This is a genomic window from candidate division KSB1 bacterium, assembly GCA_016214895.1.
Classification (GTDB): Bacteria; Electryoneota; RPQS01; order RPQS01; family RPQS01; genus JACRMR01.
In genome coordinates this window covers 220,385-235,686 of sequence record JACRMR010000020.1, presented here as the reverse complement: position 1 = coordinate 235,686, position 15,302 = coordinate 220,385, and the positions used below count along the sequence as shown (strand labels likewise).

Annotated in this window: 18 protein-coding genes; 13 read left to right on the top strand and 5 right to left on the bottom strand. The window is 59.1% G+C overall.

Going from position 1 to position 15,302, the window contains the following annotated elements; genetic code table 11:
- Positions 1 to 43: 43 nt before the first annotated feature.
- The 12 genes from HZB60_10890 to rfbB all read left to right on the top strand — a co-directional run bounded on the left by HZB60_10890 (position 44) and on the right by rfbB (position 8,691).
- The gene (locus HZB60_10890; GenBank protein MBI5060271.1) at positions 44 to 385 is read left to right on the top strand and encodes a four helix bundle protein; all 342 of its coding nucleotides are present in this window, start codon (positions 44 to 46) and stop codon (positions 383 to 385) included.
- Between the two features lie 71 nt (positions 386 to 456).
- A complete protein-coding gene (locus HZB60_10885; protein ID MBI5060270.1) occupies positions 457 to 1,200 on the top strand; it encodes an NTP transferase domain-containing protein in 744 nt (247 codons plus the stop codon).
- A gap of 49 nt (positions 1,201 to 1,249) precedes the next feature.
- Positions 1,250 to 1,987, top strand: coding sequence for an SIMPL domain-containing protein (locus HZB60_10880; GenBank protein MBI5060269.1), 738 nt, complete (start codon positions 1,250 to 1,252; stop codon positions 1,985 to 1,987).
- A gap of 197 nt (positions 1,988 to 2,184) precedes the next feature.
- A complete protein-coding gene (locus HZB60_10875; protein ID MBI5060268.1) occupies positions 2,185 to 2,388 on the top strand; it encodes a hypothetical protein in 204 nt (67 codons plus the stop codon).
- Positions 2,389 to 2,536: 148 nt separating this feature from the next.
- Entirely contained in the window at positions 2,537 to 3,379 is an 843-nt protein-coding gene (rfbD, locus tag HZB60_10870) for a dTDP-4-dehydrorhamnose reductase (GenBank protein ID MBI5060267.1), read from the top strand.
- Between the two features lie 70 nt (positions 3,380 to 3,449).
- Positions 3,450 to 3,782, top strand: coding sequence for a hypothetical protein (locus HZB60_10865; protein ID MBI5060266.1), 333 nt, complete (start codon positions 3,450 to 3,452; stop codon positions 3,780 to 3,782).
- Positions 3,783 to 4,033: 251 nt separating this feature from the next.
- Positions 4,034 to 4,519 carry a hypothetical protein gene (locus HZB60_10860; protein MBI5060265.1) on the top strand — a complete coding sequence of 162 codons (486 nt, stop codon included), beginning with the start codon at positions 4,034 to 4,036 and terminating at the stop codon, positions 4,517 to 4,519.
- Positions 4,520 to 4,527: 8 nt separating this feature from the next.
- Positions 4,528 to 4,983, top strand: a complete 456-nt coding sequence (locus HZB60_10855; GenBank protein ID MBI5060264.1) for a dTDP-4-dehydrorhamnose 3,5-epimerase family protein — start codon at positions 4,528 to 4,530, stop codon at positions 4,981 to 4,983.
- Between the two features lie 137 nt (positions 4,984 to 5,120).
- A complete protein-coding gene (locus tag HZB60_10850) occupies positions 5,121 to 5,774 on the top strand; it encodes a hypothetical protein (protein ID MBI5060263.1) in 654 nt (217 codons plus the stop codon).
- Between the two features lie 9 nt (positions 5,775 to 5,783).
- Positions 5,784 to 7,094, top strand: coding sequence for a thermonuclease family protein (locus HZB60_10845; GenBank protein MBI5060262.1), 1,311 nt, complete (start codon positions 5,784 to 5,786; stop codon positions 7,092 to 7,094).
- The gene (locus tag HZB60_10840; protein ID MBI5060261.1) at positions 7,084 to 7,674 is read left to right on the top strand and encodes an MjaI family restriction endonuclease; all 591 of its coding nucleotides are present in this window, start codon (positions 7,084 to 7,086) and stop codon (positions 7,672 to 7,674) included. Before HZB60_10845 ends, HZB60_10840 begins: the two co-directional genes overlap by 11 nt.
- Positions 7,675 to 8,691: a dTDP-glucose 4,6-dehydratase gene (rfbB, locus tag HZB60_10835; GenBank protein ID MBI5060260.1), complete on the top strand. Its 1,017-nt coding sequence runs from the start codon at positions 7,675 to 7,677 to the stop codon at positions 8,689 to 8,691. It begins immediately after the preceding gene.
- A gap of 204 nt (positions 8,692 to 8,895) precedes the next feature.
- Here rfbB and HZB60_10830 read toward each other — a convergent pair whose 3' ends face one another.
- From HZB60_10830 to HZB60_10815, 4 genes are all read right to left on the bottom strand, one after another.
- Positions 8,896 to 9,330: a response regulator gene (locus HZB60_10830; protein MBI5060259.1), complete on the bottom strand. Its 435-nt coding sequence runs from the start codon at positions 9,328 to 9,330 to the stop codon at positions 8,896 to 8,898.
- Entirely contained in the window at positions 9,320 to 10,957 is a 1,638-nt protein-coding gene (locus tag HZB60_10825) for a hypothetical protein (GenBank protein MBI5060258.1), read from the bottom strand. Before HZB60_10825 ends, HZB60_10830 begins: the two co-directional genes overlap by 11 nt.
- A 104-nt stretch (positions 10,958 to 11,061) precedes the next feature.
- The gene (locus HZB60_10820; protein MBI5060257.1) at positions 11,062 to 11,355 is read right to left on the bottom strand and encodes a hypothetical protein; all 294 of its coding nucleotides are present in this window, start codon (positions 11,353 to 11,355) and stop codon (positions 11,062 to 11,064) included.
- Between the two features lie 98 nt (positions 11,356 to 11,453).
- Complete coding sequence (locus HZB60_10815) at positions 11,454 to 11,936, bottom strand: hypothetical protein (protein MBI5060256.1); 483 nt, start codon at positions 11,934 to 11,936, stop codon at positions 11,454 to 11,456.
- A gap of 752 nt (positions 11,937 to 12,688) precedes the next feature.
- Between HZB60_10815 and HZB60_10810 the strand changes: the two genes are divergently transcribed.
- On the top strand, positions 12,689 to 13,570 hold the full coding sequence (locus tag HZB60_10810; GenBank protein ID MBI5060255.1) for a hypothetical protein: 882 nt from the start codon (positions 12,689 to 12,691) through the stop codon (positions 13,568 to 13,570).
- A 64-nt stretch (positions 13,571 to 13,634) separates the two neighbouring features.
- Here HZB60_10810 and HZB60_10805 read toward each other — a convergent pair whose 3' ends face one another.
- A complete protein-coding gene (locus HZB60_10805) occupies positions 13,635 to 15,053 on the bottom strand; it encodes an FAD-dependent oxidoreductase (protein ID MBI5060254.1) in 1,419 nt (472 codons plus the stop codon).
- Positions 15,054 to 15,302: the final 249 nt, after the last annotated feature.

Genomic DNA, 15,302 nt, shown 5'->3' with positions numbered 1-15,302 from the left:
CCGTAGCATGACGACTGTTGTTGAGAAAGTCACCGAGTTTGAAATGCGGACGGCGGCGTTCGCTTTGCGAATTATCAAGCTGTATAGTGTGCTGCAGAAATCGACGGTGGGGCAGGTGATCGGGAAGCAAATCCTGCGATCAGGGACGTCAGTGGGGGCGCACGTTGCCGAGGTGAACCATTCGAAATCGGCAGCGGATTTCATCAACAAAGTCGCAGGGGCGCGACAAGAAGTTCAGGAGACATTGTACTGGTTGTATTTGATCGAACAGGCTGATCTGGTAGTAGCTAAGCGATTGTTACCGCTGCGGCAGGAAGCCGTCGAGATCAAGGCGATTCTCGTGACCATGGCGACACGGGCGAAGCGTAGAGCTGACGCCGCGTGAGCAAGCATACGACATTCGGAACGGGATTTGGGTTTTTGGGATTTGAGATTTTCATTCAACCATAGAGTTTCATGAAGGGTGTGATTCTCGCCGGGGGGTTGGGGACGCGGCTGCTGCCGCTGACCAAGATCACCAACAAGCATCTGCTGCCGATTTACAACCAGCCGATGATCTACTATCCGATTCAGACGCTCGTGCGGGCGGGAATCGACGAACTGGTGATCGTGACCGGCGGCCACTATGCCGGTGATTTCCTGAACCTGCTCGGCAACGGCAAGGATTTCGGTCTGCGCCGGATCAACTATGCGTATCAAGAGGGCGAGGGCGGCATCGCCGACGCGCTGCGACTGGCGCGGGAGTTTACCGGCAATGACAAGATCATCGTCGTGCTCGGCGACAATATTCTGGAGAAAGACATCACGGCGCACGTGCAGAAATTCCGGCAACAGGAAGGCGCGAAAATCCTGCTGAAGGAAGTGCCCGATCCGCAGCGCTTCGGTGTGGCCGAGATTGACACCGCAGGCAAGGTGATCAATATCATCGAGAAGCCGAAGCAGCCGAAGTCGAATCTCGCGGTGATCGGCGTCTATATGTACGATCATCACGTGTACGACGTGATTCATACGTTGCGGCCATCGGAGCGCGGCGAGCTGGAGATCACGGATGTGAACAACGCGTATCTGCGGATGGACAAGCTGAGCGCGGATGTGATCGACGGTTGGTGGACCGACGCGGGGACGTTCACGTCGCTCTATCGCGCCTCGCGGCTGGTAGCGGAAAAGGTGGAGCCGAAGCTGAAGGAGTTCTGGTTTTGATCTGACACTGAGGCCGACGATTCAAGATCACTTAGGAGGAAATTGAATCATGGCGGAGGTATTTATGCACGAAAAGTTTCCCCGGTATTTTTTCGCCGGGCTGACGATGATTGCGCTGGGTTTGGTGAGCGTGGGCTGGTTCACGGCGACGGCGATCCGCGACGCGAAGCGCGCTAATGATGTCATTACCGTAACGGGTTCGGCGCGCAAGACGATCCGCTCCGATTACGGGTCGTGGCATATCGAAACCGCGTTCTTCAGTACCGATATCCGAGAGGCGTTTGATGGCGTGAAGCGACGCACCGAAGCCATCCTGAACTTCCTGAAGCTGCGTCACGTACCGGACAGCACGATTACCCTGGCCGGGGTGAAGCAGGAAAGCCAGTTCGACCGCAAGACCGGCGCGTTCCTCGGTTTCAGTTGTGTGCAGAGAATGGATGTCTCGAGTGCTCTGGTCGATTCGCTCGACAGGTGGTCAAAGGATATTTCGGAGCTGTTGCCTGCTCTGATTGATCTGCGCAGCGACCCCCCGGCCTATTTCTACACGAAATTGGCCGAGTTGCGCGTGACGATGCTGGCGGAGGCGACGCTCGACGCCAAGCACCGTGCGGAAATGATCGCGTCGAGCGCGGGCGGCCGGATCGGGGCCATTCGCAACGCCAGGATGGGCGTGATTCAAGTCACCGCACCGAACAGCCGCGAGGTGCGCGACTACGGCATCTACGATACGTCAACGATCGAGAAAGATGTGACCGCGGTCGTTTCCGCGAGCTTTGCCGTGGAGTGAGAGAGTCCTGGTCCGCGCCGGCATCGCCCGATCCGACTCCGGGATTGTTCCGTAACCAGCCGGGCGGAAACCCGGGTTCGGAAGCGAGTCACGCGGGGGACATGTGGCGGCGGGGTGAGACCCGCGCCGGCCATTCGCATCATTAGCTTTTCGGGCCGCGGTATGGTACCGTCAACCCGCAATTTCCGGAGGTCATCGTGAGAGTCAAGTCATTCGCAGATGCCAGCGAAGCCTTTGAGCGTGTCTATTTCGAGCAGCTGCTCAAACTCTTCAAGGGAAACGTGACCCATGCCGCTGACGCCGCAGGCGTCAGCCGGCGAACCGTGCAATGGAAAATCATCAATCTGGAGATTGATGTGGAGGCCATCCGGCGCAAGGCGAAACGGCGAGTCCGGCGGTAGTGAAGCGACGTTGCTGCCCCGGAAGCCGCCAGAGGGTCGAGCTGAGCTGGATCGCCAAACCATTGCGTGGCGGCGATAGCGGTTTGTGGTGCCCATGCCGCACCGCTGACCCCTGCCCCCCACGCGCTGACCGACCGACGCCGGTTCCATGAAACCCATTCTGATCACCGGTCATAAGGGAATGCTCGGCCGCGAATTGCTCGCGATCGCCGAGCATTTGAACTGGAGGTCGGTCGGCTTTGATCTGCCGGAAGCGAATCTGACGGATCGCCGCCACGTCGAAAATGCGGTCTGCGAGGCGGAGCCACGGCTGATCGTGCACTGTGCCGCCTACACCGCCGTGGACAAGGCCGAGCGCGAACCTGATCTGGCGATGCTCGTCAACGGCATCGGCACGCAGCACTTGTGTCTTGCCGCGCAGAAGCTCGACATTCCGATTCTGTATATCTCGACCGATTACATCTTCGACGGCACGAAGCCCGCGCCCTATGACGAATGGGATGCGGCAAATCCGCAAAGTGTCTATGGCAGAACGAAGTACGCCGGCGAGTGGTTCGTCCGGTCGCTCTGTCCGCGGCACTTTATCGTCCGGGTCTCGTGGCTATGCGGACACGGCGGCGCGAACTTCGTCGAAACGATGTTGAAACTCTCCGCGGAACGCGAGGAGCTGAAAGTCGTCAACGATCAGCACGGCTCGCCGACGTTCGTGCGCGATGTCGCGCCGGAACTGCTGCGGCTGACCGAGAGTGGAATGTGCGGCACGTATCAGATTACGAATCAAGGCTACACGACGTGGTTTGGATTCGCATCGAAAATTGTGGAACTCGCGGGCGGGAGGTGCCAGGTGCTCCCGTGCTCGACAGATGAGTTTCCGCGACCCGCGCCGCGACCACGTAACTCGTGCCTGTCGCCGAAACTTTACGAGCTGGCCATCACGAACCGGATGCCGACGTGGGAAGCGGGGCTGGAGCGTTACCTCGGGGAACGATAGATGAGCGAGGATCGATGATCGATGAACGCCAGGGTATGGGCGCCGCCCATGCCGGAGACGCGGGCTCGTCTTGATCTTCCTGAGTATCCTCTCGCTCGTGTTCGGCTTCACGCTGGTCGCGCTCGGGCTGATCTTTCAGGACAAGCTCGGACCGATTCCGGCGGGACTGATTGTCGCCGTCATCGCCTTCATTGGCAGCTCGCGGTTTGCGCACAACCGCAAGTCCAGGGCGGAGCTCGGGGTGTCTGCGCTGGCAACGCTGGCCCCGGTGTGGCTCGTGCCGCTATTGGCCGGGAGTAGCTGGCAGATCGAACGCTTTGCGCCGGCCATGGGGATCGTCAGCCTCAGCGCGATTGCAGGGCTGGTCCTCACCGTCTGGCGGGAACGGGGGCGGGTTCGCTGAAAAAGATCGTGGTCTGAGTGTCGAAGGTTCAACGGCGAGGATGTGCTCATGCCGACCTCGCGTTGACTTGCCGCTCAACGCGCTACGCGGCACCGATCGCGCCCGGGCGGCGGCGGAGGGGGTGATCGAGTGGTTGTGGCCGACTCGGGTGGCGCCGATCGCCTGAGCGTGGTTGGCGGGTAGATTCAGGAGGCGGCGCTGGAAAAGGTCAAGAGGACCGGGTTACCTAACTCAACAGATGTCCATCGACTATGACAATTTCTGATTCCAGACTGTGCAGCAAGTTGGCCGGTCAATCGCGGATTCGTTTCAGTGGTTGGGCCGACATCAGACGCGAGATTCCGGCCGAGGCGGGTGTTTACACCATTTGGCGGGGGCGGAGCTTTCTGTACGTCGGCGTGGCCGGTACCGGCAAGAAACATCGAGGTCTGCGCGAGCGGCTGAAGCAGCATCACGATGGCAAGCGTGGCATGGACAAGTTCAGCATTTATGTGTTCGATCGATTCGTCCTGCCCGAGCTGACGAAGCAGCAGATACGATTGGCGGCGAGGGGAGAGCTTGCGCTGGACGAGGTAACGGCGTCGTTTGTTCAGGAAAAGCTCACATTCTCCTACTTAGTTTGTAGCGCGGTCGCGGCCCTGCGGATGGAGACGGCGATCAAACAGGGCAAATGGGATTTCGGAATCCCCCTCTTAAACGCGGCGAAGATCAGTGAAGAAACGGAAGCCACTGCATAAACCGAAGCATGATTCACGACGTCAAGACCAAGAAATTGCGACTGATCCCCGACGAGCGGGGACGACTGCTGGAAATCCTGCGCAAGGATGATGCGGATTATCTGCCGATTGCGCAAGTCTATATGACCACGAACTACCCGAGCGTGGTGAAAGCGTGGCATTTTCACAAACGGCAATCCGACCAGATGACCTGCGTCAAGGGCATGGTCAAGGTTGTGCTGTACGATGCGCGCGACGGCTCGCCGACCCAAGGCGAAGTCAACGAGTTTTTCGTCGGCGAGTACAATCCGATGCTGATCGTGATTCCGCCGGGGGTCTATCACGGGTGGAAGTGCATCAGCGAGGGCGAATCCGTGGTCGTGAATTGCCCGGATCAACTCTATGATTACCAGAATCCCGACGAACATCGCGCGGCGTTCGACGATCCCAAGATCCCCTACCACTGGGACATCGTCTATAAGTAAGTATGAGGTATGAGGTATGAATTATGAGGCCGACTCCGGTTCTGCTTCATAGGTCATACTTCGCAGTTCATGCGTTGAAATCCAACTGACGCAACTCGGCCCGTTACGCCGCTGGTGAATCCGGGCCTTCTCAGACCGTGAAGGTGACTGCTGGAGCACGTAGATTCGCGATTCCCATGGGCGACAACCCCGACCCTCACAAAAACAACGGCCCCACCAACGATGTCATCGAGCAGCGCACATGGGATTGGTTCCATGCGACGGTCTCTGCGCGCTACGGTCCGGCCCATTTCCGTGTCATTTCCGGTCGCACCAACGATCACTGGCCGGACGTGATCGCGCTGCGCGGGCACGAGGAGGTCGGCTTCGAGATCACATCGCCGCTGAAACCCGAGGATGTTGTGCGCCGTCCGGTGCCGGTCTCGAGCAACGGGTCTCATCATGGGGCGGAGGGTGGTGACGATGATGAGGAGGGGATATCACGGCAGAAGCTGTTGGAGCAGCGCGTCGTCGGCGCGCTGAAGCGCAAGATCAAGAAGTACGGCGCGCAGGATACGGGCCTGCCGCTCGCCTTGCTGATCACACTCGCCCATCCCTCGACACTGCGCTTCTCCTCAACCAAGAACGACGTCGCGCATCTGGCCAGTGTCGTGCGCGGGCATTTCGGCAAATTCCTGCATCAGCCGATTGATGCCGTTTATCTGGTCGGCCCCGGCGAAAAGTCTTACCTGCTGTGGCGCCGCCGCGGCCCCAAATGGAAGAAGTTGTTTCCGGAATTGGATGAGGTCTAAATTCTGCCCATGCAACTGAGGTCCTCGCATACATTGGTCGTGGGAGATTCGCGCCGGATGTGTTCTGTGGCGAAGGAGTCGGTGCATCTTGTCATCACGTCGCCGCCCTATTGGCAGCTCAAGGACTATGGCGTGGCCGGACAAATCGGCTTTGACGATACCTACGAAGACTATATTAACAACTTGAATTTGGTATGGCAGGAGTGCAATCGAGTACTGCATCCGGGTTGTCGGCTCTGCATCAATATTGGGGATCAATTCGCGCGCGCCGTCTATTATGGGCGTTATAAGGTTATTCCGATACGCACGGAGATCATCAAGTTCTGCGAAGCAATCGGGATGGACTACATGGGAGCGGTGATCTGGCAGAAGGTAACCACCACGAATACGACGGGCGGTGCTTCCATCATGGGGTCCTTCCCGTATCCGCGCAATGGGATTCTGAAGCTGGACTATGAGTTCATCCTGCTGTTCAAGAAGCTGGGCGATGCACCGAAGCCCTCTGCCCGGCAGAAGGATGAGGCAAGGTTGACGACCGAGGAGTGGAACTCGTATTTTGCCGGTCACTGGAACTTCGCCGGTGAAAAGCAGGAAGGCCATATCGCTCGCTTTCCGATTGAGCTGCCTCATCGGCTGATTCGGATGTTTTCGTTTCCCGAGGAGACGGTGCTCGATCCATTCTTGGGGAGTGGGACCACGTCCGTTGCCGCCGCAAGGCTGGGTCGGAATTCCGTGGGGTACGAGGTGAACCCGGAGTTCAGTGACTTTGCGCTCCGTCGTTTAGACGACGAGCAGCATTTACTTTCGAATCTTCAAATTGCGCGAGTAGCAGATGTCGGCCCTGCGATGGACGAGCTGACCGATATGCGCGCCGGCTTGCCCCATCGGTTTGCGGACCACGTGAAGGTGAACAAGCAGACTGATCCGAGAAGGTTGCTGTTTGGGTCGAAGATTACGGGGAAGGAAGCGAACGAGCTGGGTGCGAAAGTCGTGCGAGTTCTGAGTTCTACCGAGATTGAAATAGAGGGCGGGCAAGTTGTAAGGCTGCTCGGTATTCAATCCGATCCCGCTCGTTCCACGGACGCAATCGAGTTTCTGACTAAGATACTGATTGGCGGTCGAGTTGGGTTGCGCTTTGACGGAGAGAAGTACGATCAGACACATCGACTTCTGGCTTATGTATATCTTGCTGATAGGACTTTTGTAAATGGGCACTTGTTGAAGCGGGGGCTCGCCAAGCTCGATACTTCGCGGCCATTGAGCAAGATGGATTCACTTGAGCGGTTTCGTCGCAAGCCAGGAGCGGCAGTTGCGAATTAAGCTGACTTCGGACAGAGTGCGTGATCTGCTGGATGCTGATCCTTTGAATCTGCCACAATATACCAGCCAGCTCATCAATTTGGCCAACCAAAATTCGCAAGGAACGCGCCCAAGAGTTGTTGGTCAAATGAGCGAACTTGTTCAGGAGTTCGATGGCAAGACGGTGGCCGAATGGGAGAAATGGTATCTATCGAAGTATGGCGATAGAATTGATACTGCGGCAGACCGATTTTGGCCGATGATACTAAAGCTGAAGGATGCAGTTCACAAGATAGATCGGGCTATGGTGGAACGGTGGGTGCGTGACTTGGTGCTGGTGAAGACCTTTGTGGGACTGCGATTCCAAGAAGCTATTCTTGCCGGAATCGCTGCACAGCTTGGCCTTGACTATCGGCTGGCAGAGCCTGACGAAGAGTCGCGAGGAATTGACGGATCAATCGGCCAGACAACAGTCTCAATAAAGCCGCTGACGTACAAAGCGATGTCGCAACTCCCGGAGAGTTCTCCAATACGCATCATTTACTACGAGAAGAAGGATAACGATCTGCTGATCGAGTTTGATGAACACGAGATTATCTGAATGAAACGTTCGCTTGTTACCGGGGGGGCTGGGTTTATCGGCTCCAATTTTGTGCACTGGATGCTCGCGAAGTATCCGAAGTTGGAGATCGTCAACCTCGATGCGCTGACGTATGCGGGGAATCTGGCGAATCTCGAAGATATCAAGAATGATCCGCGCTATTCGTTCGTGCATGGCAATATCTGCGATCCGGTGGCCGTGGCGAAGGCGATGGCGGGGTGCGACGCGGTGGTCAATTTCGCGGCGGAGACGCATGTGGACCGCTCAATTCATGAAGGCGGCGCGTTTGTGGAGACTGACGTGCGCGGCGTGTTCGTGCTCTGCGAAGAGGCGCGGAGGCAGAATGTGAAACGGTTTCTGCATATCTCCACCGATGAAGTCTATGGCTCCATTGACAACGGCCACTTTACAGAGTTGGACCGATTGAATCCGTCGTCGCCTTATTCCTCGGCAAAGGCGGGCGGCGAGCTGCTGGCGCGCTCGTATTTCGTGACGTACAAACTGCCCGTGCTGATCACGCGCTCGTCGAATAATTTCGGGCCGTTTCAATATCCGGAGAAGCTGATTCCGCTGTTCACCACGAATCTGATCGAGAACAAACCGGTGCCGGTCTATGGCGATGGTAAGCAGGTGCGCGATTGGCTCTATGTCGAGGATCAGTGCGAAGCGCTGGACCTGGTGCTCACGAAAGGCGAGGTCGGAGAGATCTACAATGTGGGTGCGAACAACGAAGAATTTAATATTGTCGTCACCAAGTCGATCCTGACGCTGTTGGGCAAGGGTGAAGACCTCATTACCTACGTACAGGACCGGCCCGGACATGACCGCCGCTATGCCGTCGATATCGAGAAGATCGGCAAGTTAGGCTGGAAGCCGCGCCATGATTTCCAAGCCGGGATCAAGAAGACCGTCGAGTGGTACGTCAAACACGAAGAGTGGTGGCGCGCCATCAAGCAGAAGCAGGCGGACTACAAGGCGTGGATGGAGAAGCAGTACGGGGTGGCGGTGAAAGCCTGACGCTGCGAGCGCGCAGTGAGATTAGAGAACGAGCAAGGCGACCCGCGGGTCGCCTTGTTTCGTCATGTCATTGCGCACGACCACGCAGGGTCGTCTCTACCCTGATTACACCGTCATGCAGGGTCGTCTCTACCCTGATTACACCGTCTCGCAGGGGCGCCTCTACCCTGGTTACACCGTCACGCAGGGTCGCCTCTACCCAGATTATACCTTGTGGAGGCTGACGTCGCGGGGATTGCGCAGGCTTTCCGCGGCAACGCGCTCCCATCTGGCCACGCGTTCGCTGGCCAGGCGAACGACATTTTCCAAATCCTTCATTTCCGGGAACGGTTTCAGCAGGTAGTCGCTGGCACCGTGCTCCACGCACTCGATGGCCTTTTCAATCGTCGTGTAGGCCGTCATCATCACGACCTGCACGGTCGGCCGCGCATCTTTGATCTTGCGCAGCAGCTCGATCCCGCTCATGACGGGCATGTTAATGTCGCAGAGCGCGACGTGAAACTTGGAGCGTGAGATCAGGTCCAAGGCGTCCACGGGACTCAGACACGTCGTGACCTCGTAACCGCGCAGTGTGAAGTACGTATCGAGTGCGCTAAGAATTTGCGCTTCATCATCGACGACCAGTAACTTATAGGCCATGTTTTTCCTCCAGCCCCGGCATCGACTGTTGCGCGAGGACTGCTTTCTTCAAGGTCACGAGAAAAGTCGCGCCGCGACCGGGACGACTGCGAACCGTCAAATCACCGCCGAGACGATGCATAATTTCCGATGAAAGTGCGAGACCGAGTCCGGTGCCGTCGGCCTGGCCCCGGGTCGTGAAATACGGACGGAAAATCTTGGTCTGAATCGCCGGATCGATGCCCGGCCCGTTGTCCGCCACCGCGATCACCAGGTGGCCAGCCGTCGCTTCCTCCAGCGAAATGCGGAGCAGCCCGGCGCCGCCCGGTCCGGACTCGCGGAGTGCGTGGGTTGCGTTCTCGATCAAGTTGACCAGCACCTGCGACAGTTCGACGCGCGAACCATGGACGGGCGGAAGATGTTCAGGTAAGTTCACCCGGATTTCGCAGACATCCCGCACGACGTGTTTGGTCAACAGGATCGCTTCGTCCACCGCCGCGCGCGGGTCGAAGGGCTGATCCGTGCCGGCGTCAATCTTTCCGTAGCTCTTCAGGCCGTCAAGCACTTGCGCGATGCGGTCACTGGCTGCGCGCACACCGCCGATCGCTCCGTCAATCATGGCCAGTGCGCGAGCGACGGGCATCGTTCCGGCGCGACAGTCCGGCTGTTCCGCGGCCTGGGCGGCAAGCAAAGGTTTCAACGTCTCGAACAACTCACGCAAGTTTTCCGCGTTAACGCGACTGAAAGTATTTGGATTCTGAATCTCGTGAGCCACGCCGAGCGCGAGATTGCCAATGGTCGCCAGTCGCTCACGCCGGGCATCGGCAAGCAGGCTGCGTTCATGTTCCGTTACGTCGCGCAGATCCACCAGTACATGGTCCGCCTGCAGTTGTAACGGCGTTACCCGGGCCGAGAAACTGCGATCCTCGCCACCCACAAACAGCCGGCAGCGAAAGCCGGGGGCGTGTTCGGACAGCGCCCGGGCAAGACTGAGGCCGAGCTCGTCGAAGCTGGATGACTGTTCGCCCGCCGTGATCCTAAGCACCCTGTCAAGGGGTTGCCCCAGCAAGGCCCGGACGTCGAGTTCGGATCGACCGCCGACCAGACTGATGAAGGAGTGATTCGATTTCCAGAGTCGCAGCGCGCCGTCCACTACGAACAGCGGATCGGGCAAGCCGTCCAGAATTTCCTGCTCCCGCTCGAGCACGCGCTGACTCATCCGCGCGAGGCGATAATGTTGCAGCAGCGTCGCCGACTGCGAACCGGGATCCGTTTCCGCGCAGAGAATGTCGTCGATTCCCAACTCGCTGATCTCCGCGTCGCCCGGCAGCGGGACCAGCGTGGTTACCAGCAGGCCAAACGGGCGACGCTGACGCGGTACGCGGATCGCGTCGCAAATGTCAATGAGCGAAAGGTCTCCGGCATAATCGCCAATGATGAACAGCGCCGGATCGAAATCCGCGATGCTCGCCAGCGCGTCGATCGGTCCGTCCAGCCGCTGTGTGCTCAGACCCAAGCGCTTCAGGGTATCGAGGAGCTGAGTCGTCCAGTGCGAGTCCCGGGCGAGCAACAGCACCCGGCCCGTCTCGCGGTGTGGCGGCGGTGGAGCGGACGAGGGTTGCAGGGGGTCGATTGCACTGAAGGCCATACCCTCTCCGTGTTGCAAGCCCAGTGCCAGAAATTCTGTTGCGGCACAGCACAAAAAAAGGGGCCCGGTCGCCCGTGCCCCTGCAAACTCTGCCGCCTCCCAGTCTATTTCGTCACCGTGACCGTCTGGGGATAGACCGTCAGCCAGCTCGTGACGATGCTCACCACCACGTCAACCGGGCTCATCTCGGTCTTAATTGTGTAGTCCGCGGCGCCCTTGGCCATCGCCTGCGAATCGACCGCGCTCAGCGGAACCAGGCCCCACAGAATGAACCACTGCTTCTTTTCGACCTTCATGCCGGTTTGGGCACCCTTGCCGACCTGATGCTCAAACGTGTAACAGCCAACGAACGCGAAGCTCAGGGAGACGATCAACAGCAATGCAACCAGCTTCTTCATGGGAAGTTTCCTCCGTCTGGAAATGTGGATGTGTATGTTGGAAGGGGATTTCGATCAATCAAGCGGAGCATACTCGCGAGTCCGCGCGAAGGCGCGGATCAGCGACGGCGAATCGTCCCAAGCGATGACTCGACGGAACGAACCTGATGCTCCCAGTGAGCTCGAGGAACGATGTAGTCAAGTCCGGTGATCGGACGCGTGTCCAATAAAATCGAGAACTGCACGCGTGTCGAATCCGCTGCGTATACTTGGACACCGGCGAGATCGCCAAATAGCAGCCATTCTTCCCGGATGTCCTGACCGCTGCGCACTGACCTCAGCTCGGCAACCAAGTCGCGCGCCCAGGGAAGGAAGTTCGGAACTTCAGCGAATCGTTTGACAATCAAGGCCGCTCCGCCCACACCGTCAATGTAGGCGGACGACACTTCGAACCGAAACCGGCTCGTGTCCCCCGCTACGGCGCTACGAATTCGACCCGTCGTGGCGCTGTCGGCGAGCGGCCAACCTGCCGGCGCAAGCAATGTGACCTGTCCCTCGGTGACGCCGACGCCCAAACGCGTCGAGTCAACGGCGAACTCCATGCGGCGATAAGGGCCCGGCGACGATGAGGACCCTGAGCACGAGGCGGCACAGAGGCCGACCAAACCGATCCAACAAGCAAGCCTTGCCGCAAAACCAGACATGGCCGAATTTACAATATTTGATTTGGAATCGCAAATCCTCGGCGGGCTGTGCAGCGCTGCATACTCTTCGCCAGAGGTTGCTTCCCTGGTCGTCTCTGTCGGGCGGAAAACCTCTACCCCCGTTGACGCAGGAGAGGCATGTGTACAAAATGTGATGCGCGTGTACGACTGTTTTGATTAGCTGAGCCAGATGCGCTTTCTACTACATTGTTTATAATAATGTTACTTGCGCTGCGTACGGAACTAAGCTGAGCCGCCGGCGCGGAGGAATCACTTGATTTTCAGCACTGCTGCCGCCTATATTAGCTTGCCAGAATGTAGCCGAGCGTCCTCTGGTTCTTGTCGCCTCTGCGTTCGGTCGGCAGTACCGTTCCACCTCAGGAGTCCACATGTCGCCTTCCGCGACTCGCAACTCCGGCTCGACCCGATCCAAGGTTTCCAAGCGGCCGGCGCCAGCCAAGAAGAAGGCTATGCCCCCCGCCAAAAAGGCCGTGGCAACGCGAAACCCAAAGCCGACGAAAGCGGTTAAACAGACTTCGCGGCCTAAGGCCGTGAAGCCGAAGCCGGTCAAACCGTCGGCACAGAAAGTGCTCCCCAAGCCCGCAAAGGCGAAGGCTGCTCCCCCACTGCCTGCCCAGAAACCACAGCCTATGCCTGTCGAGAATAAGAAGCGTCGTGTCGAAGCCGCGGAGCCAACTGCAAAGCGCGACAAACTGAAAACAGCGGTCGAGGCACCGAGCGTTCCCAAAGCGAGCGGTGCGGTGCCGCCGCCGAAAATCGCTCCTCGATCTCCCGCGGAACTGCCCACGGTTGCCGCGACTCCGTTGCCGGAGAAACCGACAAAGCGAGGCCGGCCCAGCAAGTCCGCAAAGCTGGATAGCCCTGACTTAGCTGAGACTACATCGATCGTCCCGGTTCCGGTCGAAAAGACCGCGAAGCCCAGTCGGAAAGCCGTCAAGTCCGCGGCGGCTGAGCCCGGCACGGACCTGCCAGCCCTCAGTGTGGAGGCGCCGAACAATCGGCTCTTCAACGGGAGTCAGGACGGTGGGGCCGATTCCGATTCGGACAGCGAAGCAGGGACCGATGACGCCTCTGATGAGTTCTTCGAGCCAAAGCGAACTCGTGGCAGCTCCCGCGGTTCGCGAGCGCCGCGAGCGTTTGATGCGGACAGTGATTTTCTGGAAGAACTGGAGGACGACCTCCCCGTCGATGACGAGGACGTCATCAGCCCCGATGCCATCGATATCGATCCGCTCGACGTGCCGCTGGAATTGCTGGATCCTGAACTGGTCGAGGTCCCGCGGGCGGCACTTCCGCCCCGACCGAAGCCCAAAGCCCCGCGAGGCGAGCGCAGGTTGCTGAAATGCGAGGGGTGCGGCCAGATGTTTGGTTGGCTGTCGGTTGAGAAGTACTGTTTCAATTGTCTCAAGCGAAAGCTGGCTCAGCGTAAATCGCCGGACGAAAACTACACTCCCGGTGGCTTCAGCGGGGGTGGCGGCGGAGATTCGGATGACGACGGCGATGATGTGTGAGGCTGTTATGGAAGAGGCGAACCCGATGGTTCGCCTCTTCCATAATTGTGATGGCCGCGGCCGATCATCTTTTGAGCTTTGCCACGCGCTTCAGGATGGCGGCGGTAAACGGCGTGAGCAGCGAACGACGGAAACGATCCGCCGCCACCCGAAAGGCCTCGGCAGAAGAGCCATAGGGATGCAGCGTAGAGGTCAGAGAGGAGAGCCGGAGGCGATGATGAACCGCCAGTTCCAGTTCGCCGATGAGCGTCTCGGCGAAACGAGAAACGACCACCCCGCCCCGGACGTAGCCGGCTTGATCGCAGGCCAGCGAAACGTAACCGTCCGGATGCTCCCCGTGCAAATCCGCATCGACTTCGCTCAGCGAAAGCGACGTTGTGCTCCGCCGCGCCGACTCCGCCTGACTCCACCCGAGCAGGGCGACGCCCGGATCCGTGTGGATGCATCGTGGCACGTGCAGATTCGATAATCGCTCCCGTCCGAAAAACAGCGCATTCGCCACGACCAACCGGGCCTGCGCCCGGGCGCCGTGCACAGAGCGATCGAGCGCGCAGACATCGCCGGCCGCGAATACGCGGCGATTGGTCGTTCGCAGGCGATCGCCGACGTCCACGATGCCGTCCGCACACTCGATGCCCGCGCGCGCAAGATCCAGGCGCTCGGTATTCGCGATTCGACCGCAGGTGACGACGATCTTCAGAGCCGCATCGCGATAACGTCCGGTCGCACACTCCCCGGCGATCCATACTCCCGCGTTGGCATCGCACACCGCTTCATCGCGACAATCTTCGCGGAGTTCAACACCTTCGGAAAGCAACTGCCGACGAAGCAGCGAAGCGACCTCGTCCGGGAAACCCGCGAGGATTCGCGGGTTTCGCTCGTAAAGCGTGACCTTGCTGCCCAGACGCGCGAAACATTGCGCGACCTCCACGCCCCGTGAACCTGCGCCAACGACACCGACTCGTTCGGGGAGCGAATCGAGTTCGACAATCTGCTCCGGAAAAATGTAGTGTTCGGCGCGCAGGCCGGAAAGCTCCGGGATCCGGTTCCGGGATCCGCTGGCAATTACCGCGCGAGAAATCTGAAGGCTCCGGTTGGCGACAACCAGCGTCCGTTCATCCACAAACCGCGCTTCACCGCGGATCAACTCGACCTGCGTCGCGCTAAGCTGGTCCGGTCGATGCCGACTCGCAATTTGTGCTTGCGCCTGCCGGGACTCCCGGCAAATCCGCGCAAAGTCGGTGTGGCGCGGCGTGGCCGACGGCCCGGCGTTCGGCGCGGGCCACGGCTTCAGCAACGCGGCACGGAACCACTGGTAGGCGACGGCGCACGAGAGGAATCCATCGCCGCCGACGGTCCCGCGCTCGATCAGCGCGACACGCGCGCCAAGCCCCGCCGCGGCGACAGCGGCACCCCAGCCCGCGGGTCCGCTTCCGATCACGATCAAATGAAAGGGAGAACTATCTTGTTGGCCAGTGCCCATGATGCCTGGAGGTCCGTGACTCATCCCGAATCGTGATGAATTGCAGACGAATAGTTGAAGGTTTCCGCTCTGCAAACTGCGTTGCGACTTCGCCGAAAGTTCGCTATATTTTCCTGTCAATATAGCAGTTTTGGTCAGATGTGCAAGCCCGAGGCGATACGTTGTTCGCTGATAGCATTTGGCTCGGATTCGTCCGGGTCGGCCCGCGCAAGACCGCCCGCCTGACAGACGGGAGAGCCGCTTGCTGAG